Origin of the sequence: Aquimarina sp. AD1 (assembly GCF_003443695.1) — a bacterium.
Lineage (GTDB): Bacteria > Bacteroidota > Bacteroidia > Flavobacteriales > Flavobacteriaceae > Aquimarina > Aquimarina latercula.
The window spans coordinates 3755418-3778644 of sequence record NZ_CP031966.1 but is presented as its reverse complement, the minus strand read 5'-3'; the positions used below and the strand labels follow the sequence as shown (position 1 = coordinate 3778644).

The window sequence follows — 23227 nt, the reverse complement described above, 5'->3', positions numbered from 1 at the left end:
ATGAGTGAACAAGTATCGAGGAGTAGAAATTCATTTTTCATTACAGAAGAAAAGAAATATAAATATTTGGGAGGGCATTTGACCATAGATGATTTTAAAATAAGAATACCATCCATAGGTTTAAAAAGAAAGTTCACCACTATAGCGCTATTGAGCATATTTGAAATCAATGAAGTTTATATCAATGATAGTTATTTATTAATTCTTCATTTCGAAGGTGGAAAAAGAAATATTAGTAGCAACCTAATGTCCAAAAAGGATGAATATTTAGAAATTAAAAAATTGATTTTGATTAAATCAAATAACAATGGTATAAGTTGAAATTACCCTGAAAACATGGAAGATTATAGGTGTAGTTTTAAGGAAAACTATAAAAATTAAAACACTATGATAATTTTTGGCAGCAGATCAGTTTATGTAACATCTAAACAATCTACTGGATCTATTTGTCCAAGTTGTGGTACTAAAGGTTCATTAAGGTTAATTGTGTTTAGAAGACATGTTCATGTTTTTTGGATTCCAATATTTCCCATAGGTAAAAAAGGAATGTCTCAGTGTCAGCATTGTAAAAATGTTCTTAATATAAAAGAGATGCCTGAACCTATAAAACAAGAGTGTATTACTTTAAAAAATAAAACTAAAGGGCCGATTTGGCAATTTGCAGGATTGGGAATACTCATAGTTATGATCCTTTGGGCTGCACTAATGACGAATATGAAATGAATAAAAGACTTATTTATTATAAGGAATTTTTATCCACCCAAATACGTCCGGATTCCTTGAATATCAAATATATCGGACATGTAAAGAACAAGTAACATTTATGTTTGTCGTATAATTTTAAAATAATAAAAGCGATGAAAAATTTAGTAAAATGTTTGATAATAGTTACAATATCACTGTTCATATTTTCTTGTTCTGATGGAGAAGATGGTGCTGTTGGTCTTGCTGGTCAAAATGGGATTGATGGAGTTGATGGGGTCGATGGAGATACGGGAACGGCAAATGTTATTTATTCTGATTGGATTCCTAATGGTTTTTCTGTTGGAGGAGGTTTAAATCAAAAAGTTTTTACTCTGGCTAACAGTCAAGAAATTATTGATTTGGATATTGACCTTGACATAAGTGTAGTGTTAGTTTATGCAAGAGGAGAAAGTGTTCTTTTAGCAGTAGGATTGGAAGCTGTACCGCTGCCGTATGAGTATCGATCAGAAGAACAATTATATACATATTCAATTGATAGTGGTCAAATAAGAGTATTAGGTTTGGTTACAGGTGGAAATAGTAATGATTTTGATTTTTTCGAAGATTACCGATATGTTATAATACCTGGTGGTGTAGCCGCAGGAAAATCAGTAGCTGATTATAAAAACATGACTTATGAGGAAATAGTAGACCTTTTTAATATTAAATGATGACTCTTAAGAAATTAAAGATTTACAGCTTTTCCAATAAATCACTAAAACTAAATAACAGATGAAAATAATTAAATATATAGGAATATTATTATTTGTGGTAATTATAAGTGCTTGCAGCAGTGATGATGACTCTAATAGTATAAGTATTGAGTATGAACAAAATTTTATTGAGACTAGCTTTTTGGAGGAAGGAGAAACGAGCCCTGCAACAATAAATATGTTAGAAGAAAATGGAACATTCTCTGCTACAACATTACCGTCATCAGATGGAGTTGACCTCGTAGGAAATTTTATTTTTATTAATTCGGAAACCGGAGTACTTAGTTGGAATAATTCTTTACCTCTTGGTGAAATTAATGTATTTGTTACAGCATTGAATGAATTTGGAACGGGCTCTGTAACGATAACAATTAACAATGTGTTTACTGGGCGAAATAAGTTTATGACTGGAGGCTTCAATAATGATACTTCAGATGATCCCTTCTCATCTATTATTGAAGATAATCTCCTTTTTAAATTACGAGATGATGGTGTGGTAACATTACTTTCTGAGTTCGAATCAACTGTAGTTGGTGGCGGAAATTGGAAGGCAGAAGGAGATACTATAAGGGCTTCATATACACATATCGATTATCCAGGAGAAAATCTAGTAATGAAAGGTGTTTTATCTACAATATTACCCGATGATCCTGCAATTGATTCTGAAATTGTATTTTCTGGGTTATGGGGGAAAGGACTTGATGAGAATGATAATATCGAAGAGTTAATGGGAGCATTTAGTTTTAAAGATGATTTCTAAAAATTAAAAACTTTTTTATTCTATAATACGTATTTGTGTAAGTCACACCTCACCCCTTTTTAAAAGAGCAGTAGGCTTATAAGTTTTAAAGCTTACTGCTCTATAATAATAACGTTTTAATTGAAGAATAGATGAAGACAATAAAATATATAGGAGCATTATTTTTTTTTATTATTATAAATGCTTGTAATAATGATGATGACAACAATGGATTAAGAGTTGTATATGAAGAAAGTTTCATTGAGACCAGTTTTTTAGAAGCTGGAGAAACGTTACCACCAGCAGTGAATTGGTCAGAAGAGAGAGGAACATTCTCTGCTACAACATTGCCGAACACGGCACCAGATGATTTATTTTCAAGAGATAATTTGTCTATTGATGAAGAAACAGGTGTACTTTCTTGGGATAGATCGATCCCGTTGGGTGAGACAGAAGTTTTTATAACAGCATCTAATTCAATAGAAAGCGCAACAATAACCGTTACTATTAAAAACTCTTTTGTCGAAGGTCTGTTTTATGGAGGATTTAATAACGACGTAACCGATAATTCAAACGAGTCTTTTGGTTCTGGTAATTCTATAAATTTTACAAAAGAAGGAACAGCTGGGTTATTAGGTATTAGTGATGGTGATATATTTTCTATGGAGGGGACTTGGATTATAGATGGATCAATTATGATAGTCAATTTTGATAATAACAATCGTGTATTGAAAGGTATTGTGAATGGTAGAAGAGGTGAACCGGCAGCTACGTTTAACGGAGAATGGGGAGAAGGGTTGGATCAAAATAATAATATCGAAAACATCAATGGAGCGTTTAGGTTTTCACTAGAGGGAGAGTGATGAGAAATTTTCTTTACCTTTTATTATTTAGTAACTTTTCTGTAATTGGTCAAGTAACACTACAAATAGAAACAAGTCGAATTACAGGAGTAGCTCCATTATATGTTTTTTTTGATGCAACACAATCTGCAGGTTTAGATGGAACTAATGATTTGACAAATTCCGATTTCTCTTGGAATTTTGACACTACCAATACAGATGCTGATGGTACTTGGGAGATTTCTAAAGGAATGGTAGCGGGACATGTTTTTGAACAACCAGGAATATATACGGTACAATGCACGGTAACAGATCCTCAAGGGAATGTAGATATGCAAACTATTACCATAACAATAACTTCTTTTACAGGAATAACATATTACGTATCAGAAGATGGGGATAATTCTAATGATGGAGTTACTGCAGAAACCGCCTGGGAGACTGCAGAACATGCCATACAACAACTTAGTAGTAATGAGCAAATATTGTTTAGAAGAGGAGATACTTTTGATACTAATGGGGAAAATATTGAAGAACTACAAAATGGACCTATTATTATTGGTGCATATGGATCAGGGAACTCTCCAGTTTTAACTTCTAATACAGAAGAAGTTTTACAATTAATAAATTCTTCTGATATAAGGATTATGGATCTTCATTTAATACCACAAGGTACTGGTCCATTTGGAGCAGGAGCAATTACAGTTTTAAACAACTCCGAGAATATTGTAGCACTTCGTTTGGAAATAGAACAAACTACAGGAAGAGCAATTTACCAAGATGAATCAAATCTTTTTGGAGTTTTTGATTCTCAATTACATGATTTTGGAGTTATAGGTGTATTCTCTGGTGATAGTAATCGTTTTTCTTTTGTGGGAAATACAATAGATCAATTAATAGGTACTGCGCAACCCGAACATGGCATCAGGATTCAAGGAGGGGAAAAGCAGTTTTTAGCACATAATATATTAACAAACTTGGTAGATACCAAAACGGCTATCACTGTTAGAGGTGATGGACAAAGGCATGTTATGATTTATAGAAATAATATGGATAGAATATTAGGTGTTAATCCTCAAAATGCTCAAACTATTGCCGCAATTTCTGATGTGACTATAGAAGGTAATTATATTGGTCAAAATTCGGATTACGTTGGTCAATCCTTTGGACCAACGATAAATGGAATTAATATAGAAGCGACTAATGTCACTATCAGAAACAATGTTATTGATGGATATCGCAATGCGGTTTTTATAGGTAATGACGGTAATGGTGTACTTTCTGGTGAAGTAGATGTGTTTCATAATACAGTAAATTGGAGACCTGTAACTCCAGAAAGCGGAACATCTGGTCGAATTGTAAGAGTTAGAGATGCTTTTGAGGTAAATATCCAGAATAATGCTATTTCAGTTTCTAATGAAATGGAAGGAGAAATTCTAAATCAAGACGGCCTTAGCACAAATATCTTTACCAGTAGTAATTTAGTTACTGAAAATCCGAATTATATCTCAGGAACTTTGCCTGAATCAGCGGCAGATCAAAACAATATTTTAAATTATATATCCACTGAATTCAGCCCAATGGTCAACCAAGGAAGTAATAGCATACCAGTCTTTTTTGATATAATGAATAATCAAAGACCATCTGGTTCTAATAAAGATATAGGAGCTTTTGAATTTATAGATATTAATCTATCTATAGAAGAAAGCTTACAGGAAAGCTTTTTCATTTACCCAAATCCAGTTACTGATTATATTTATATAAACAGCATCAATGCCATATATGATCTAGCTTTTACGGATATAAATGGCAAACTATTGTTTAAAAAGGAAGGATGTAAATTCCCAATATATATAAGAAATTTTCCACAAGGTTTATATTTTTTATCTCTGAAAAATGAAAAAATGGTGGTAACCTATAAAATTATAAAACAAACTATTCCAAATTAAACTAACTTAGTGTCAAACTTTTATTATTATGGCACTAACCATGGGAATCCCAGCTTTACTTTTTCCAGCAATATCGTTAACCATGTTGGCTTATAACGCTAGATATTTGGCAATAGCAGCATTAATAAGACAGTTGCATAAGGAATACCTAAATTCACCATCAAAAAACACCGTATTACAAATTAAAAATCTTAGAAAACGATTGTGGTTGATTAGAAATATGCAAGCGATCGCTATTATTAGTTTTCTTACGAGTGTAATTACTATGTTCTTATTATATGTAGAAAATAATAGCTTAGCGAATTTAATATTTGGGATAAGTTTATTTGCTTTGATGATTTCGCTTTTATTATCATTTATAGAAGTACAGATTTCTACAAAAGCATTGTCTATAAGGTTGGACAGAATAGAAGAAAACAATTAGAAATCCTTATATTGTTAGAACCTTTATATTTTAACCAACTTTAAATGCTCCAGAATGAACTTTTTAACAATGTGATGCAAGACTTCAATACGGGTTATTGGGAGTTGCATATCGATCCGTATAGAGAAAATTGGTCAGAAAGATTTTATGAAATTCTTGGATACTCTAAAGATGAGGTCCAATCAAATTTTGATTATTTTTTAGAGCATCTTATTCACAAAGAAGATATTGATGTCTTCAGAGATAATTTCTTGAACTATCGAATAAATACGGTTAATTTTAAACAGCATATTAAAATATTAAATGCTAAAGGAAATTATCAATTATTTCGTTGTGTTACTAATGATGCATTACCTGTAAATATTAAGGCAGAAGCTAGTTTTGTTTTTTTCTTCGAAATTAAACTTGAACCAGACAAGACTATAAAAAAAGATAATTTCTACTATAAAGAGACTGCTCAAATGACTGCTACAGGCAGTTGGTATGTAGATTTTCATAAAAAAGAAAGTTCTTGGGATTTTGAAACTTATAGGATACTCGAGTATCCGGAAGATTATAAACCATCTCTAAAAGATTCGGCAAATTATTATTCTGAAGATCATAGACAATTGGCAGCTGATTGTTTTTTTAATTGTGCTATGATGGGAACTCCATTTAATACCGAAATTAAAATGGTTACTGCTAATAATAGGGAGTTTTGGGCAAGAGCAATCGGAAAACCAATATATAACGAGAACAAAGAAATTATTGGTATTCGAGGAGTTTTTCAGGACATTGATGATATTAAAAGAAAAGAAGTTAGTTTACAGAAATCAGTGGACATTATTGCCGCCCAGAATTCTAGATTATTCAATTTTGCGCACATTGTCTCACATAATCTTAGATCACACACAAGTAACTTGTCCTTATTAGTTCAGCTTATAGAAGATATTGATGATCCCAAAGAAAAGGAGGAGTTAATTAAAGAAGTGAAGACAATTTCGACTAACTTAAATACTACGATAGAACATCTTAACGAGATTGTTACTATACAGACTAATAATAAACAAGAAAGAGTACCGATTAAATTTAAAGACGCTTTAAAATTGGTAGTAAATGGTATTAGTCATATGATTAGCAATAGTAATGCTGATATACAAGCTGATTTTAATGAAGTAGAAGAGATTGCCTATATACCGGCGTATTTAGAAAGTATCTTACTCAATTTAATAACGAATGCAATAAAATATAAACATCCAGATAGAGAACCTATTATTTTTATAAAGACATATGTAGATGATGGAAATAAGTTTTTAAAAGTTTCTGATAATGGTGTAGGTATTGACCTGAAACTCTTTAAAGATAAAGTGTTTGGGATGTATAAAACTTTTCATTACAATAAAGATGCTGTTGGCATCGGATTGTTCTTAACAAAGAATCAGGTAGAATCGATGGATGGTACTATAAGTGTAGAAAGTGAAGTGAATAAAGGAACTACTTTTACAATAGGATTTTAAACACACATAATTCTTATATAATGGGCGATAAAATAGAATTGGCATGCATTATCGATGATGATAGTGTCTATGTAAATTTGGTAAAACGAATAATTGAAGCAAAACAGCTTTGTAAAAATTTATTAGTTTTCGAAAATGGAAAAGAAGCTTTGAGTTATTTTGAAGCTATTTTAACTAATGTAAGCGAAGAAAATATTCCTGAAATAATTTTTTTAGATCTAAACATGCCAGTTATGGATGGTTGGGAGTTTTTAGAACAATTTATCAGTATTAAAAATAATTTTGGGAAAGTTATTACACTATATATTGTTAGTTCTTCTATTAATCCACTCGATATTACTAAGGCAAAGAACATAAAAGGTGTAAAGGATTACTTAATTAAACCTGTAACAATTGAAGACTTAGAATCGATCTTTAGTGTAGCGTAAAAGAAAAAAGACTTCTTATTAAGAAGTCTTTTTTATAACATTTAGATATTATGAGGTATGCTTACATCTGCGATACTCTTAATGTATTTACCATTCCTTTTTCGGCGACTGGCATTGCGGCAAGATTAATTAACATGTCGTTTTTTTCAACAAAACCTCGTTCTAAGGCTAAATTGTTAACGTCTTGTACTGTTTCATCAGTACTCACATATTTATCATAATAGAAGGCTTTTACTCCCCATAATAGACTAAGTTGAGAAAGAATTCTTCTATTACTGGTAAAAACTAAAATATGAGCTCCAGGTCTCCAAGCAGAGATCTGAAAAGCAGTATATCCACTATTAGTAAGTGTGCAGATTGCTTTAGCCTCTATATCGTTAGCCATATGTGCAGCGTGATAACAAATAGATTTGGTAATAAATCTATTTGTTCTAATATGAGGTGGACTTTGAGGTACTTGTATTAATTCAGAGTTCTCAACACTATTAATAATTTTGGTCATAGTCTCAATAACCTGCACTGGATATTTACCAACAGAGGTTTCACCTGATAGCATAACCGCATCCGCACCATCCATAACAGAATTAGCAACATCATTAACCTCTGCACGTGTTGGGGTTAAACTATCAATCATAGTTTCCATCATCTGAGTGGCAATGATTACTGGAATTCTTGCTGTTTTAGCTTTTAAAACTAGTTTCTTTTGTATAAGAGGAACTTCTTGAGCAGGGATTTCTACTCCAAGATCTCCTCGCGCTACCATTAAACCATCGCAGTATGCAACAATTTTATCAATGTTTTCTACACCTTCAGGTTTTTCGATTTTAGCAACAATAGGAATTTTATGTTCACTATGTTCTTTAATTAAATCTTGTAATTGAATAAGATCCTGTGCGTGACGCACGAAAGATAATGCGACCCAATCAACCTGTAGACTACAAGCAAAAATAGCATCCTTAATATCTTTTTCAGTAAGAGCCGGTAATGAAATATTTGTATTAGGTAAGTTCACCCCTTTTTTAGATCTTAGAGGTCCACCTTGAATTACTTTGGCCTTTACGGTATCTTTATTATTAGAGGAAACTACTTCGAAAATTAATTTTCCATCGTCTAGTAAAATTCTTTCTCCTGATTTTACATCTTTAGGAAAAGTGTCATAGTTCATATAAACACTTTCTGCGGTACCTTCAAAAGGCTTTCCTGTGACAAAATTAATATGATCACCATCATTAACAATGACATCTCCTTTCATAACACCAACCCTTAATTTAGGGCCTTGTAAGTCTGCTAAAATAGCTGCATTGTAGCCATGTTTAGAACCTAAATCACGTATCATTTTAACTCGTTCTTTTACATCTTCATAGTCAGCATGAGAAAAATTAATTCTAAAAACATTTACACCCGCATCTAGCATTTTTTTCAATACATCTTTTGTACTGGTAGCGGGTCCAAGTGTTGCCACTATTTTAGTTTTCTTAGTTTTCGGCATTATTCAAATATTAAGTTGTTCTTTGATTTTAGTTGTGTATAATCTACTACGTAAGCTGTAATAATTTGTGGTATAGTAAGTAGATTAGTAGTTAATGTTTTACTTGAAAACTGAGAAGTTTCAGCTTCTATTTTCAGAAAGTAATCCACATTTTTTAGTTCTGGGATGAGGTGTTTGGTAACATAGCGTTCTTCCGTTGCCTCAGCAAACAAACCTTCTGTTGGCGCACTATCAGATTTAACTTTTGTCTTAAATTTATTTCCCAAAAGACTATAAGTATTATATTGAAAATGGTCATGATATTGAAACAGAGGAAAACTCGCCGATTGGGCATCATATTCAAATTTTATATCTTGATCTTTTCTGAAAAGTCTAAGATCCATATATTTATTTAACGCAAAAGCTAATCGATATGAAGCTAGCGAACTATGGATGGCAATTAGATCATAATCATCATCTTCTAGGGTATCTAAAATTAACCTTTGGATTGCCATTAAAATTTATATTTTTCCAGAATTATCGAGAAATATACAAATAAAATCTCCTTAGGAGTTTAATAAAACATAAAGATATTGTACGAAAACGATTGAGTTAGTATCTTTTAGGTAAGCATGGGTAAAAGTGACGTTAAAATGACAATTTTATAATCTATTAACAGCTTTTTAGAATAGAAATAAAAGAAAACTAAATTTTTATGGGAAATTAATTTTGGATTGAAATGCGAAATATGCTCTTTTAGAAGCTTTTTCTTCAGCTTTCTTCTTAGAAGTTGCTCTTGCTTTTGCTACTACTTTTTCATCGATCCAGAGTTTTACCGCAAAATGTTTCATTTCATCTTTTCCGGTATCTTCATAGATTTCATAGTTAAAATTCTTCTTTACCTTTTGACACCATTCTATCAACAAACTTTTATAACTAATAATTTGTCCTTCTAGGCTTTCAATGTCTACATAAGGATTGATAACAGATTCGTGTATAAAACGTTCACAATAAACAAATCCTCTATCTAGATAAATTGCCCCAATTAATGCTTCGAATAGATTACCATGAATATTTATACCAAATTGAGATTTTGGGATATTAGTTCTTACTAGTTCTATTAATTTAAGATCTTTTCCTAGTTCGTTTAGGTGTTTTCTACTTACTACTTTAGCTCGCATCTTGGTAAGATACCCTTCATTACCTTCAGGCACTTCTTTAAATAAATGGGCAGCGATAACGCTACTAAGCATGGCATCTCCAAGAAATTCTAGTCGTTCATAATTAACCGCATTTCCTTTTTTATCCTTAAGGTTTAGAGATCGATGCGTAAAAGCTTTTTCGTAAGGGCCAATGTTTTTGGGCTTAAAGCCTACGATATTTTGAATTTTAGAAAAAAAATTCCCGTTCTTATCAGAGCGGGAATTTAATATGTTGCGAATAACACTCATTATTATTCGTCTAGTTTTTTAAATAATACACAAGCATTATGACCTCCGAAGCCAAATGTGTTACTCATTGCATACGTAATCTCACGTTTTTGAGCTTTGTTTAGTGTTAAATTTAACCTGTTGTCTATGTTTTCATCCACAGTAGTGTGATTGATCGTTGGAGGCACGATGCTATGTTGCATTGCAAGTATAGAAGCAATTGATTCTATAGCTCCAGCTGCACCAAGTAAGTGTCCAGTCATAGATTTTGTTGAATTTATATTCATGTTAGGTGCGTGATCACCAAAAACTTTAGTAATAGCTTTCAATTCTGCAACATCTCCTAAAGGAGTAGATGTTCCATGAGTATTTATAGCATCTACTTGTTCTGGGTTTACACCTGCATCTCGTAAACAATTAAGCATTACACGTTCTACTCCAATCCCATCTGGATGCGGGGCAGTCATGTGATAAGCATCACTAGACATTCCACCACCAACAACCTCTGCATAGATTTTTGCGCCACGTGCTTTTGCGTGTTCATATTCTTCAAGGATAAGAGCACCACCACCTTCTCCTAAGACAAAACCATCTCTGGTTGCATCAAAAGGTCTCGAGGCAGTTTCCGGACTCTCATTTCTTGTAGATAATGCATGCATAGCATTAAATCCTCCCATACCAGCAATTGTAACTGCTGCTTCACTTCCTCCTGTTACAATGATATCGCAATGTCCTAAACGAATATAGTTTAGAGCATCGATCATAGAATTGGCTGATGAAGCACAAGCCGAAACCGTGGTATAATTAGGTCCCATAAAACCATTTCTAATAGAAATGTGACCAGGAGCAATATCGGCAATCATTTTTGGGATGAAGAAAGGATTGAAACGCGGTGTTCCATTTCCATTGGCATAACCAATTACTTCTTCCTGAAAAGTTTCTAATCCACCAATACCAGCACCCCAGATAACACCAACTCTAAATTTATCAACCTTCTCAAGATCGATAGCAGCATCTTTTATAGCTTCTTCAGAAGAAACAATAGCGTACTGCGCAAACTTATCAAGTTTACGTGCTTCTTTTCTTTCGAAATAATCTGTGGGATTATAATTTTTGACTTCGCAAGCAAATTTAGTCTTGAAATGTTCGGTATCGAAATATGTAATGGGTGCGCAACCGCTTTTACCATTTACTAATCCATCCCAATATTCTTCAATATTGTTACCGATGGGCGTCAATGCCCCTAGTCCTGTGACTACAACTCGCTTAAGATTCATATTGTGTTGTGAAGTTATTACTTTGCGTCTTCAATATAAGATATTGCTTGACCAACTGTTGCAATGTTTTCAGCTTGATCATCTGGAATCTGAATATCGAATTCTTTTTCGAATTCCATAATCAATTCTACAGTGTCTAACGAATCAGCGCCTAGGTCATTTGTGAAGCTAGCTTCAGTTACAACCTCATTTTCGTCTACTCCTAATTTGTCAACGATTATCGCTTTTACTCTTGATGCAATGTCTGACATAATGTTTAATTTTAATTTTTTAATTAGGTGGCAAAAATAAAAAACTTTATTTTAAAACCCCACAATCCGCTAAAAATGTATTTGTATTTTATCAAATATATGGAAGTATTGGCTTTTTGCTACCTAAAAATGGATAATAATTATTTTTTTTGTGCTCTCTAAAACAACTCTATCTATGAAGCGTATCATAATTTTTGCTTCCGGTTCCGGTACCAATGCCGAGAATATAATTAAATACTTTCAAGAACGGAAAAATGCCGAGGTTACACATGTGTTTTCTAACAACCTGCGTGCCAAAGTTTTAAAACGTGCTCATGACCTTAAGGTAAAGGCCTTACACTTTGATAAAGAATCATTTTATACGTCTAATGATGTATTAAATATATTAAAGGACGCACAGCCTGATGTAATAGTTTTGGCGGGATTCTTATGGATTTTTCCTAAAAAGATTATTGATATTTTTCCTAATAAAGTGATTAATATACATCCAGCATTACTTCCTAAATATGGTGGAAAAGGAATGTATGGTAACCACGTGCATGAGGCAGTAGTAAGAAATAAGGAAAAAGAAACAGGTATAACTATTCATTATGTGAATGAACGTTATGATGAAGGTGCCATTATTTTTCAGGCAAAAACTCCTGTAGAGCAGCATTACTCAGCTGATGATGTCGCCAGGGCAATTCATGAATTAGAATATAAACACTTTCCTATCGTTATAGAAGAACTTTTGTTTTCTGAAGGAGATAAATAATTATGGCAAAAAAGGAAAAGTTTTATGTTGTCTGGGAAGGACACAAACCTGGAATTTATACCAAATGGGATGATTGTAAAGCTGCGGTAAAAGGATATGCTAGTGCAAAATTTAAGTCATTCGAATCTTTTGATTTGGCCAAAAAGGCATACAATGGTAATTATGAAGATTATAAAGGGAAAAGTAAACCTAAATCTTCTCTTACTAAGGAACAATTGGCAAAAATAGGAGAACCTAACTTGTATTCTATTGCAGTAGATGCAGCATCAAGCGGAAATCCTGGTAAGATGGAATATAGAGGCGTGGATACACAAACAGAGAAGCAACTTTTTCATCAAGGTCCTTTTCCTCAGGGAACAAATAATATAGGTGAATTTTTGGCTTTAGTACACGGATTGGCATATCTAAAAAAGAAAGGAAGCGATCGAATTTTATATACAGATTCTAGAATTGCTATGGGTTGGGTGCAAAAAAAAATGTGTAAGACAAAACTAACACGTAATTCTAAGAATAGAGAGATGTTTGATTTGGTGGATCGTGCAATTCTGTGGCTCAAAGAAAATAAATATACTACTACAATTGTGAAATGGGAGACCAAAGCATGGGGAGAAATTCCAGCTGATTTTGGTAGGAAATAAAATTCCGAATACTACCTAATTACTATTGTTAAAAAAAATGCTCTGAAATTTTTATCAGAGCATTTTTTAATATTTTACTTGTTTTGTGAATGATTTTTATCCACCACAAGGTCCTAGGTTACTCCATCCTGAAGCAGTTCTTTGGTATAAATCTCCATTATAAGTCACTTGATCTCCGGTAGAATACGAAGTACTACCATTGTATGGAGCTACACCATCACAAGGATCAGTGCTAACGGGACCACACGCTCCAAGATTAGACCATCCACTAGCAGTTCTTTGGTATAAATCTCCGTTATAAGTTACTTGATCTCCAACGGAATATGAAACACCTCCGCTATATGGAGCTACTCCGGCACAAGGATCACCACCTGTATCAGGAAATGGATAGATGGAACCAATAAAAGCTTTGTCGGTTGCAGATAATTGATTGTTAGAACCTACTCCAACTCCATCCAATGTATGCTCTGCAGGAATTGGGTAATGCATAATTGATAGGGGATCATATGTACTATAATTAGTAATACTAGCCTCATAACGTCTAAAAAGGTTATTGTCAACCTGTGCTCTAGACCAATTATTTGGTGGTCCAGCATAGTATGCGTAAACAGTTTCTTTATCCCAATTAATTCCAGCAACAGGATTCTGATGCTCATGAATTAATCCCAATGCATGTCCGAATTCGTGGATTGTTGTTCTTCTAAATTCTGCATCCGTGGTACTATCATTAAACCACCCAAAATGCATACTATGTGCAAAATCGTTAGAATCAGTTCCTAAATAAGACCATGAACCTGCTTCATTTGCATATTGACCTTCTCTAAAAGCAATTTTGATGTTTGCACTACTGTTTGAAGAAACCCATTCAAACTTAAGGTTTGCATAGTCTTCCCATTGCACAGCATATTGTCTAACCTTAGATTGAACAAAGCTGCTTCCGTTTAAAAATTTTATTCTAATCGTTTGACCTGTTTCCCATTGTTTATCTTTAACGCTGGTAGCTTTTGCGCCATAAGGAGAATCCCACTTAGCGATACATACATGTGCACTTTTAGCATAATCAATTTCATTCGTTTCAAAAACATCTTCTGTATCCTTATCACAATTTGAAAGAGAAAATGAGACTAGTATAGCCAGAGCTAGTCTGGCGAACTTATTTGTTTTCATAATGTAGTTGAGTTTGTTAAATATTTCATAAAATTAACACAATTTTAGTAAGAAAACAAGTTTTTTTGAAGGAAAATAATTTTTAACCGTAAAATTATTATGGTAAAATCATAAAAACATCAATTAATATCAGTGCTGATAAAATTGTTAAAATTGAATAGAAGTACCCTGTTGTTTATACTTCAGGGTACTTCTATTTATTGCTTATAATGGTGTTATTTAAGCAATAAGTTTTTGTGATTATTAGCTACCGCATGCTCCAAGGTTATTCCATCCACTTGCAGTTCTTTGGTATAGATTTCCTTGATAGGTCACTTTATCACCAATAGAATAAGAAGTACTACCACTATATGCAGCTACTCCATCACAAATATCAGTACTAGGAACACTATCACAAGCTCCAAGATTATTCCATCCACTTGCAGTTCTTTGGTATAAATTACCTTGATAAGTTACTTTATCACCTACAGAATAAGAAGTATTATTATTATAAGCTGCTACACCATCACAGTTGCCTCCACCAGAAGTAGTACCTGGATAAATAGAAGCTATAAAAGATTTATCTGTTGCTGATAGTTGCGTATTACTTCCTACAGCAACACCATCTGTAGTGTGTTCTGCTGGAATAGGATAGTGCATAATAGATTTTGGATCGTATACACTGTAGTTCGAAATATTAGCATCATAACGTCTGAAAAGATTATTGTCTACCTGATCTCTACTCCAGTTGTTAGGTGGTCCTGCGTAATATGCATATACTGCTTCTTTATCCCAGTTTATGCCCGCTACAGGATTCTGATGTTCGTGAATTAAACCAAGTGCATGTCCAAATTCGTGAATAGTAGTTCTTCTGAATTCTGTATCGGAAGTATTGTTGTTAAACCACCCAAAATGCATACTGTGCGCTTGATTATTCGAATCGGTTCCAAGATATGACCAAGATCCTCCATCATTTGCAAATTGGCCTTCTCTAAAACCAATTTTAATGTTTGCACTACTATTAGACGCCACCCATTCAAATTTAATGTTAGCATGATTTTCCCATTCTATAGCATACTGTCTTACTTTGGATTGAACAAAGTTATTTCCATTTAAAAACTTTACTCGGATAGTTTGACCAGTTTGCCACTGTTTGGCTTTTAGGCTAGCAGCTTTAGAATTGTTGTCGCCTGTGTTCCATTTTTCGATACAAACATGAGCTGATTTTGCAGCTTCATTTTGATTCGATTCAAAAACATCTTCAGAATCTTTTTCACAATTAAATAATGAAAATGAAATCAAAGTTGTTAAAACCAGTTTAGTTAATTTGGCTTTTTTCATAATAATATAAAGTTTGTGTATTAGTTATATAGAAAACAGTTATAAATATGAAGACCCTACCTTTTCTAGGTAAAATATCTTTCATTAAATATTTTATTTACAAACGATTTTTAGTTTTTTAGGAAGTAATTATGAGGTGTAAAAAGTTTATATTAAGTAACAATACGTTCTTTTAAACACATGAAGATTATTGAAGTAACCAAGTTTGTTACAATCATATAATTACTTAAAAGTAAAGCGTATATTTGCAAAAAAATTATAAGCTATTTTATGAGCAAATTATTGATAGTAGGTTCTGTTGCTTTTGATGCAATCGAGACGCCTTTTGGCAAAACAGACAAAATTTTAGGTGGAGCAGCACCTTATATCGCACTTTCGGCTTCTAACTTTAATATTCCATCAGCAATTGTTTCGGTTGTTGGAGAAGATTTTCCTAAAGACTATTTTAAAACACTAGAAGAAAAGAATATTGATACTTCTGCAATAAAAATTGTAGAAGGTGGAAAAACTTTTTTCTGGAGAGGTAAGTATCACAATGATTTAAATTCTAGAGATACTTTAGAAACGCAGCTTAATGTACTTGCAGATTTTCAGCCGGTTGTTCCGGATAGTTATAAAGATGCTGAGATTGTAGTATTAGGTAATTTAAACCCACTGGTTCAGCTTAGTGTTCTTGAACAGTTTGAGGTAAAGCCAAAGTTAGCAATACTAGATACTATGAACTTTTGGATGGAAGATGCATTTATCAATGATTTGCATAAAGTAATTGCCAAAGTAGATGTTATTACTATCAATGATGAAGAAGCAAGGCAGTTAAGTGGTGAGTATTCTTTGGTTAAAGCAGCAAGAGTGATCGAAAAGATGGGGCCTAAATATGTGGTGATTAAAAAAGGAGAACACGGGGCACTGTTATTTCATAATGGTCAAATTTTCTTTGCTCCTGCATTACCATTAGAAGAAGTTTTTGATCCAACTGGAGCAGGAGATACTTTTGCAGGAGGTTTTGCAGGATATTTGACTAAAACAGGAGACCTTTCGTTTGAGAGTATGAAGAAAGCAATTATTCACGCTTCTAATTTGGCTTCCTTTTGTGTAGAGAAATTTGGAACGGAAAGAATGGAGAATTTAAAACGGGAAGAAGTTCAGAAACGACTTCAGCAATTTAAGGAACTTACGCAGTTTGAAATAGAATTGTCTTAATGATAAATAATTAGCCCTGCTCGTTTCGTGTAAGGGCTTTTTTAATTGGCTATTAATATTAGACCTACGATATACAAACACAACAATAGAATTTTTGGAATACAATGAGTGATGCCTTAAAACATGAATGCGGAATAGCATTTATTAGACTACTAAAACCATTAGAGTATTATAAGGAGAAATACGGAAGTGCATTTTATGGAGTAAATAAAATGTATCTGATGATGGAAAAGCAACATAATCGTGGACAAGATGGAGCTGGATTTTCAAGTATCAAATTAGATACACCTCCAGGAGAGAGGTATATAAGTAGAGTTCGTTCGAGCGACTCTCAGCCAATTCAGCATATATTCTCCCAGATTAATGATAGAATTAATAAAGAACTTGTCGAACATCCAGAGTATGCTGATGATGTTGATTTACAGAAAAAAAACATTCCATATATAGGAGAGGTTCTTTTAGGTCATGTTCGTTATGGAACTTTTGGAAAAAACAGTGTAGAAAGCGTCCATCCGTTTTTGAGACAAAATAATTGGATGCATCGTAATCTTATCGTGGCGGGTAACTTTAATATGACTAATAATAATGTGCTATTTGATAATTTGGTACGATTAGGTCAGCATCCAAAAGATCATGTTGATACCGTTACCGTGATGGAGAAAATTGGACATTTTTTAGATTCTGAGGTAGCTAAATTATATAAGAAACTGAAAAAAGAAGGTTTTAGTAAAGTTGATGCATCTCCACAAATTGTAGAAAGATTAAACGTTGCCAAAATACTTAAAAAATCTTCAAGAGATTGGGATGGAGGATATGCAATGGCAGGAATGTTAGGACATGGAGATGCTTTTGTGCTTAGAGATCCTGCAGGAATAAGACCTGCTTATTATTATCAGGATGATGAGGTAGTTGTAGTGGCTTCAGAAAGACCAGTAATTCAAACGGTGTTTAATGTTCCTTTTGATAAAGTGATCGAATTGGACCCTGGAAAAGCCATTATTGTTAAAAAGAATGGAAAAACATCTATAAGTAAGATCATTGAACCTTTAGAAAGAAAAGCGTGTTCTTTTGAACGTATTTATTTTTCTAGAGGGAGTGACGCCGAAATTTATGAAGAAAGAAAAAAACTAGGGAAACTTATAATGCCACAGGTGTTAAAAGAAATTAATCACGATACAGTGAATACAGTGTTTTCTTTTATTCCTAATACTGCAGAAACTTCCTTTTACGGAATGGTAGAGGCAGCTCAGGATGAACTTAATAAACAAAAAAACGAAACGATACTTTCTGAAAAAGAGTCATTAACAGACGAACGTTTGTCAGAAATACTTTCTGCTAGACTTAGGACAGAAAAATTAGCTATTAAAGATGCTAAACTAAGAACGTTTATAACAGAAGACAGTAGTAGAGATGATTTAGTGGCTCACGTATATGATGTTACATATGGTGTAGTAAAATCTGAAGATAATTTGGTGATCATAGATGATAGTATCGTAAGAGGTACTACACTAAAGAAGAGTATTATCAAGATGCTTGATAGACTAAAGCCAAAAAAGATTATTGTAGTTTCTTCTGCACCGCAGATTCGTTATCCTGATTGTTATGGAATTGATATGGCCAGGCTAGAAGGGCTTATTGCTTTTAAAGCTTCATTAGCTTTACTAAAAGAGAATGGTAATTATGATTTAGTAGAACAGGTATATGAAAAGTGTAAAGCGCAGGAAAATCTTGCAGATGAAGATGTTCAGAATTTTGTGAAAGAAATATATGAAGGTTTTACGGATCAAGAAATAAGTGATAAGATCGCTGAATTGTTAAGTGATGAAACAGTAAATGCAGAAATAAAAATTATTTATCAAACTGTGGATAATCTACATATTGCGTGCCCTAAGAATTTAGGAGATTGGTACTTTACAGGAGATTATCCTACTATTGGGGGTAATAGAGTAGTGAACAAAGCATTTATAAACTTTTTCGAAGGTAAAGATGAGCGAGCGTACTAAAAAAATAATTTTCTGCGTTGTTAAAATCAGTTAATTTGTGTATTTCAACAAGTATTTTAGCTTTTCATCTAAAACATTTTTACACAATGAAATAACGCTTTATATTAGCAGAGCCATAGCATAAGTAGGTTAAGTTCATGGTAGATTTGGGGCAAAAAAAGGTGGAATTTCCACCTTTTTTTATTTTATAATATTTCGTAAAATATTTATATAAAAAAAGAGTCGTATATACAATACGACTCTTTTTCTTTTTTATATGACTGAACTATTATTTGCCCTTAGCGTATCTGGTAGAAACTTCATCCCAATTAATTACATTAAAAAAAGCATTAATATAATCAGGTCTACGATTTTGGTAGTTTAAATAATAAGCGTGTTCCCAAACATCTAACCCTAAAATTGGAGTACCTCCACAACCAGTGCTTGGCATTAAAGGATTGTCTTGGTTAGGAGTTGAACAAACTTCTACTTTACCGCCTTCTAGAACACAAAGCCAAGCCCATCCAGAACCAAATTGTGTTGCTGCTGCTTTAGAAAAAGCATCTTTAAAAGCTTCAAAAGAACCAAAAGCATTATTTATTGCATCAGCTAGCTCACCAGAAGGAGCGCCTCCTCCATTTGGAGACATGATTTCCCAAAATAAGCTGTGATTATAAAAACCACCACCATTATTTCTAACAGCTCCATTAGACATATCTAGGTTTATCAGAATGTTTTCTATAGTCTTACCGTCTAAATCTGTACCAGAAATAGCCGCATTTAATTTACTAGTGTATCCAGCATGATGCTTATCATGATGAATTTCCATGGTACGAGCGTCTATATTAGGTTCTAGTGCATCAAAGGCATAGTTTAATTTTGGTAATTCGAATGACATAATCTATTTTTTAGTTAATAAGAAAAAAATGAAACCAAATTTAGGAATAAGAGCGATGAATAAAAATTAATATCTGTTATAAATTAATTAAATTGATTTTTTTTCAAACACCTTCTTATGATCTAATAGAGTTAAATTTATTTTTAATAGTAATTCGACTTTGAAAACTACGCTTTTTTGATACTTTAGTAAAAAAACAGACTTGAAATCTCCATATCCCTTTACAATTTATAACGCAGCAGCAGGCGCTGGAAAAACCTATACATTAGTAAAGTCATATTTGATAGCACTATTTACTGGTGAGTATCAAGATGCTTATAAAAATATTTTGGCGATTACTTTTACAAATAAAGCTGTTAGTGAGATGAAAACTAGAGTTTTGGAAAACCTAGTTGGGTTAAGTAATGTAGAACTATCATCAAAGTATCAATCTTTAGTGGATGATATTATTAAGGAAACTGGTTTAGAGGAACAAATAATAAAGAAAAAAGCCGATAGGATTCTTAAAAGCATATTGCATAATTATGCAGCTTTTGATATCGTAACAATAGATACATTTACGCATCGAGTAATAAGAACATTTGCCCGCGATTTGGGTATCCCTATGAATTTTGAAATAGAAATGGATACTGAATCACTAATTGAAGAGTCAGTCGATGCTATTATAGCTAAAGTAGGAGAGGATAAAGAGCTTACAAAAACGATTATAGATTTTGCATTAAGTAAATTAGAAGATGATAAGAATTGGGATATTACAGTTGAGTTAAATAAGATAGCACGTCTATTATTTAGTGAAAATGATCGTATGCACTTGGATAATCTTTCTGATAAAACAGCAGAAGATTTTAAAGGCTTAAAAACGACTCTGATTTCAAGAATTTCAAAGGATAAAAAGAGTATTATTTCAAGTTCTAAAGAAATTCTGGATCAAATAAGAGAAAAAGGAATAGAACATAAAGATTTTACTCGTGGATCAATTCCGGCCCATTTTAAAAAATTAGAACAAGGGGATACTAATGTTGATTTCAAGGCTTCTTGGAAACAGAGTATTCAAGCGGCTTCATTTTATAGCGCTAAGTTGGATGTAGTTAAGAAAGAATCGATAGATGCAATACGTTCTTTGATCGAACAAGTTTTTTTAGATACGAAGCAAAAAATTCTTACGATAAAGCTTTATGAAAATATTATTAAAAATTTAATTCCGCTTTCTGTATTAAATATTATTAATAAAGAACTTCAAAATATTAAAAAAGAAAGAAGTATTTTACTGATATCGGAGTTTAATAAAATAATAAGTGAAGCAATTCAAGACCAACCTGCGCCCTTTATATATGAGAGACTAGGTGAACGTTATAGGGACTATTTTATAGATGAGTTTCAGGATACCTCGGAGCTCCAATGGAATAATATGATCCCTTTAATTGATAATGCAATATCTTCTGAAACATTAAGTGGTAAAAGAGGGCAATTGACGATAGTAGGAGATGCTAAACAAGCCATATATCGATGGAGAGGAGGAAAAGCAGAACAGTTTATTGATTTGTCCTTGGATCAAAATCCATTTTCTATTGAAGAAAAACAGGTTCTGAATTTACCCAGAAATTATCGCAGTCATCAAGAGATTATTAGGTTTAATAATGATTTATTTACTTTTTTATCAAATGATTTCAGTAATGATTTACATAAGAAATTATATCTACTAGGAAATAATCAGGAATATAATGATAAGAAAGAAGGATATGTAAAACTTTCTTTTATAGAGGCTAAAAACGTAACAGAAGAAAATGAACTTTATCCAGAGAAAGTCTATGATTCGGTTTTAGAACTTAGGGGAAAAGGATATTTGTTAAATGAAATATGCATCCTAACCAGAAAACAAAAGGAAGGAGCTTTGATTGCTGATTTTTTAACAGAAAAAGGGCTTTCGATTATTTCATCAGAAACGCTATTGCTTAAAAATGATCCTAAAGTATGTTTTGTTATCGATATGCTTACTTGGTTTGTGTATCCAGATGAACTGTTGTCTAAAACAAGAATTTTAAATTTTATTACAGAGGAGTTTTCTATTTCAGAACAGCATCGTTTTTTAAGCAAATTAGTTTTTACAAATAAAAGAGAGTTTTGCGATCAACTTAAATTATTAGGAATAGATTTTAGTTTTCATCAATTAGATATAAAGCCTTTTTATGAAGCCGTAGAATACATAGTAAGTAGCTTTAAACTCACGGAAGCATCACCAGCATATGTGCAGTTTCTTTTGGATGTAATTTTTGCGTACACTCAAAAAAACGCAGAAGGTGTTGTAGGGTTCTTATCTTACTGGGAGCATAAAAAGGAGAAATTAAGTATCATAGCTCCCGAAGGAGAAGAAGCAATTCAAATAATGACCATACATAAATCTAAAGGATTAGAATTTCCTTGTGTGATTTATCCATATGCGAATATTGATATTTATAGAGAAATAGAACCAAAAACATGGTTTCCGGTTTCTAAAAATGATTTTAATGGGTTTGAAGAGGTTTTTATAAACTATAGCAAACAGTTGTCAGAATATAGTATAAAGGCAGAACAGATTGTGCGGGAGCATCAATCTCAATTAGAGTTAGATACTTTTAATTTATTATACGTTGCTTTAACGAGAGCAGAAGAGCAGCTATATGTTATTTCTAAAGCGGAAATTAACAGTAAAGGAGAAACAAATTTCAATAAATTTTCAGGGAAACTTATTAATTATTTAAAACATATTGGTAGATGGAATAATGAACAACTGTTGTATGAATTTGGGAATCCTAAAAAACCAGATACAGAAGGTATAGTTAATGATTCAAAAACAAAAAACATAGTACTTCGTAGGCTGGAGAATTCTCAAAAGAAATACAAAGTATATGTCGTAACTAATTCAGGAAAACTGTGGGGTACGTTGCAGGAATCTGCTATAGAAAAAGGAAATGTAATTCATGAATTAATGGCTTCTATTTATACCTATAAAGATTTAGATAGCGTGGTGGAAAATGCATTAGAAACCGGCTTAATAAGTCATTTAGATAAAGAATCGCTTCATAAGGAGTTAAAAATGGTGTTAGATCACCCAGAACTCTTTAAATATTTTTCGGATAGTAATATCGTACTAAACGAAAGGGATATCATTTCAAATGGTCAGATCTATCGACCTGATAGAGTTACAATTGACTCTAGCGGGTTTGCTTCTGTAATTGACTATAAGACAGGGGAGTATAGTTCGTCTCATGCTAAACAACTTGAGGAGTACAGCATGCTTCTTCAAAAGTTAGGATACAAACTAAGTAAAAAGATACTAGTATATTTTAACACCGAAATCACTTTAAAATATATATAAATAACAATTATTTTCGTAATTACTAGTAGAAATTTACGGATAAAAAATATTTTTATCTTATAATTGTACCGTAATTATAAAAATTAGAATCATAAATTTCAGCTTAATACGTCATTTTTTTCACATTTGTAAAGGGCTTAGGGACTTAAAAT

The 23227-nt window shown here is 32.6% G+C and carries 22 protein-coding genes; 14 read left to right on the top strand and 8 right to left on the bottom strand.

The features are described 5' to 3' along the window. The 9 genes from D1815_RS16320 (at position 1) to D1815_RS16280 (ending at position 7335) form a co-directional block, all read left to right on the top strand. Positions 1-321, top strand: a complete 321-nt coding sequence (locus D1815_RS16320; protein WP_118388240.1) for a hypothetical protein — start codon at positions 1-3, stop codon at positions 319-321. Positions 322-387: 66 nt separating this feature from the next. Beyond that, positions 388-723, top strand: a complete 336-nt coding sequence (locus D1815_RS16315; protein ID WP_108804671.1) for a zinc-ribbon domain-containing protein — start codon at positions 388-390, stop codon at positions 721-723. 134 nt (positions 724-857) lie between these two features. Beyond that, positions 858-1415 carry a hypothetical protein gene (locus D1815_RS16310; protein ID WP_118388237.1) on the top strand — a complete coding sequence of 186 codons (558 nt, stop codon included), beginning with the start codon at positions 858-860 and terminating at the stop codon, positions 1413-1415. Between the two features lie 61 nt (positions 1416-1476). Further along, positions 1477-2217, top strand: a complete 741-nt coding sequence (locus D1815_RS16305; RefSeq protein ID WP_118388235.1) for a hypothetical protein — start codon at positions 1477-1479, stop codon at positions 2215-2217. A 131-nt stretch (positions 2218-2348) separates the two neighbouring features. Further along, the gene (locus D1815_RS16300; protein ID WP_118388233.1) at positions 2349-3059 is read left to right on the top strand and encodes a hypothetical protein; all 711 of its coding nucleotides are present in this window, start codon (positions 2349-2351) and stop codon (positions 3057-3059) included. Next, positions 3059-4987, top strand: coding sequence for a T9SS type A sorting domain-containing protein (locus tag D1815_RS16295; protein ID WP_118388231.1), 1929 nt, complete (start codon positions 3059-3061; stop codon positions 4985-4987). The genes D1815_RS16300 and D1815_RS16295 overlap by 1 nt, the downstream gene beginning before the upstream one ends. Before the next feature lie 28 nt (positions 4988-5015). Further along, the gene (locus D1815_RS16290; RefSeq protein WP_027394579.1) at positions 5016-5411 is read left to right on the top strand and encodes a DUF2721 domain-containing protein; all 396 of its coding nucleotides are present in this window, start codon (positions 5016-5018) and stop codon (positions 5409-5411) included. Positions 5412-5455: 44 nt separating this feature from the next. Beyond that, positions 5456-6907 (top strand): PAS domain-containing sensor histidine kinase, encoded by a 1452-nt coding sequence (locus tag D1815_RS16285; protein WP_027394580.1) that lies wholly within the window; start codon positions 5456-5458, stop codon positions 6905-6907. Positions 6908-6927: 20 nt separating this feature from the next. Next, on the top strand, positions 6928-7335 hold the full coding sequence (locus D1815_RS16280; RefSeq protein ID WP_027394581.1) for a response regulator: 408 nt from the start codon (positions 6928-6930) through the stop codon (positions 7333-7335). Between the two features lie 61 nt (positions 7336-7396). Here D1815_RS16280 and pyk read toward each other — a convergent pair whose 3' ends face one another. The 5 genes from pyk to D1815_RS16255 form a co-directional block, all read right to left on the bottom strand. Beyond that, on the bottom strand, positions 7397-8824 hold the full coding sequence (gene pyk, locus D1815_RS16275; protein WP_027394582.1) for a pyruvate kinase: 1428 nt from the start codon (positions 8822-8824) through the stop codon (positions 7397-7399). Beyond that, entirely contained in the window at positions 8824-9318 is a 495-nt protein-coding gene (locus D1815_RS16270; RefSeq protein ID WP_027394583.1) for an IPExxxVDY family protein, read from the bottom strand. Before D1815_RS16270 ends, pyk begins: the two co-directional genes overlap by 1 nt. 198 nt (positions 9319-9516) lie before the next feature. Next, positions 9517-10254, bottom strand: coding sequence for a ribonuclease III (gene rnc / locus D1815_RS16265; protein ID WP_027394584.1), 738 nt, complete (start codon positions 10252-10254; stop codon positions 9517-9519). A gap of 2 nt (positions 10255-10256) precedes the next feature. After that, complete coding sequence (gene fabF / locus D1815_RS16260) at positions 10257-11510, bottom strand: beta-ketoacyl-ACP synthase II (RefSeq protein WP_027394585.1); 1254 nt, start codon at positions 11508-11510, stop codon at positions 10257-10259. A gap of 17 nt (positions 11511-11527) precedes the next feature. Further along, entirely contained in the window at positions 11528-11761 is a 234-nt protein-coding gene (locus D1815_RS16255) for an acyl carrier protein (protein ID WP_027394586.1), read from the bottom strand. 175 nt (positions 11762-11936) lie between these two features. Here D1815_RS16255 and D1815_RS16250 point away from each other — a divergent pair, with 175 nt between their 5' ends. Next, the gene (locus D1815_RS16250) at positions 11937-12515 is read left to right on the top strand and encodes a phosphoribosylglycinamide formyltransferase (protein WP_118388229.1); all 579 of its coding nucleotides are present in this window, start codon (positions 11937-11939) and stop codon (positions 12513-12515) included. A gap of 2 nt (positions 12516-12517) precedes the next feature. Then, positions 12518-13153, top strand: coding sequence for a viroplasmin family protein (locus D1815_RS16245; RefSeq protein ID WP_118388227.1), 636 nt, complete (start codon positions 12518-12520; stop codon positions 13151-13153). Between the two features lie 96 nt (positions 13154-13249). On the opposite strand, the gene D1815_RS16240 is transcribed toward D1815_RS16245, so the two are convergent. Beyond that, entirely contained in the window at positions 13250-14320 is a 1071-nt protein-coding gene (locus tag D1815_RS16240) for a matrixin family metalloprotease (RefSeq protein WP_120650225.1), read from the bottom strand. Between the two features lie 243 nt (positions 14321-14563). Continuing rightward, entirely contained in the window at positions 14564-15640 is a 1077-nt protein-coding gene (locus D1815_RS16235; protein WP_120650227.1) for a carbohydrate-binding protein, read from the bottom strand. 270 nt (positions 15641-15910) lie between these two features. Between D1815_RS16235 and D1815_RS16230 the strand changes: the two genes are divergently transcribed. Both D1815_RS16230 and D1815_RS16225 read left to right on the top strand, forming a co-directional pair. After that, positions 15911-16840 carry a PfkB family carbohydrate kinase gene (locus D1815_RS16230; RefSeq protein WP_027394589.1) on the top strand — a complete coding sequence of 310 codons (930 nt, stop codon included), beginning with the start codon at positions 15911-15913 and terminating at the stop codon, positions 16838-16840. 104 nt (positions 16841-16944) lie between these two features. Further along, complete coding sequence (locus tag D1815_RS16225) at positions 16945-18843, top strand: amidophosphoribosyltransferase (protein WP_118388225.1); 1899 nt, start codon at positions 16945-16947, stop codon at positions 18841-18843. Positions 18844-19111: 268 nt separating this feature from the next. On the opposite strand, the gene D1815_RS16220 is transcribed toward D1815_RS16225, so the two are convergent. Next, entirely contained in the window at positions 19112-19720 is a 609-nt protein-coding gene (locus D1815_RS16220) for a superoxide dismutase (RefSeq protein WP_027394591.1), read from the bottom strand. Positions 19721-19922: 202 nt separating this feature from the next. Between D1815_RS16220 and D1815_RS16215 the strand changes: the two genes are divergently transcribed. Further along, entirely contained in the window at positions 19923-23075 is a 3153-nt protein-coding gene (locus D1815_RS16215) for an exodeoxyribonuclease V subunit beta (RefSeq protein ID WP_118388223.1), read from the top strand. Positions 23076-23227 lie beyond the last annotated feature (152 nt).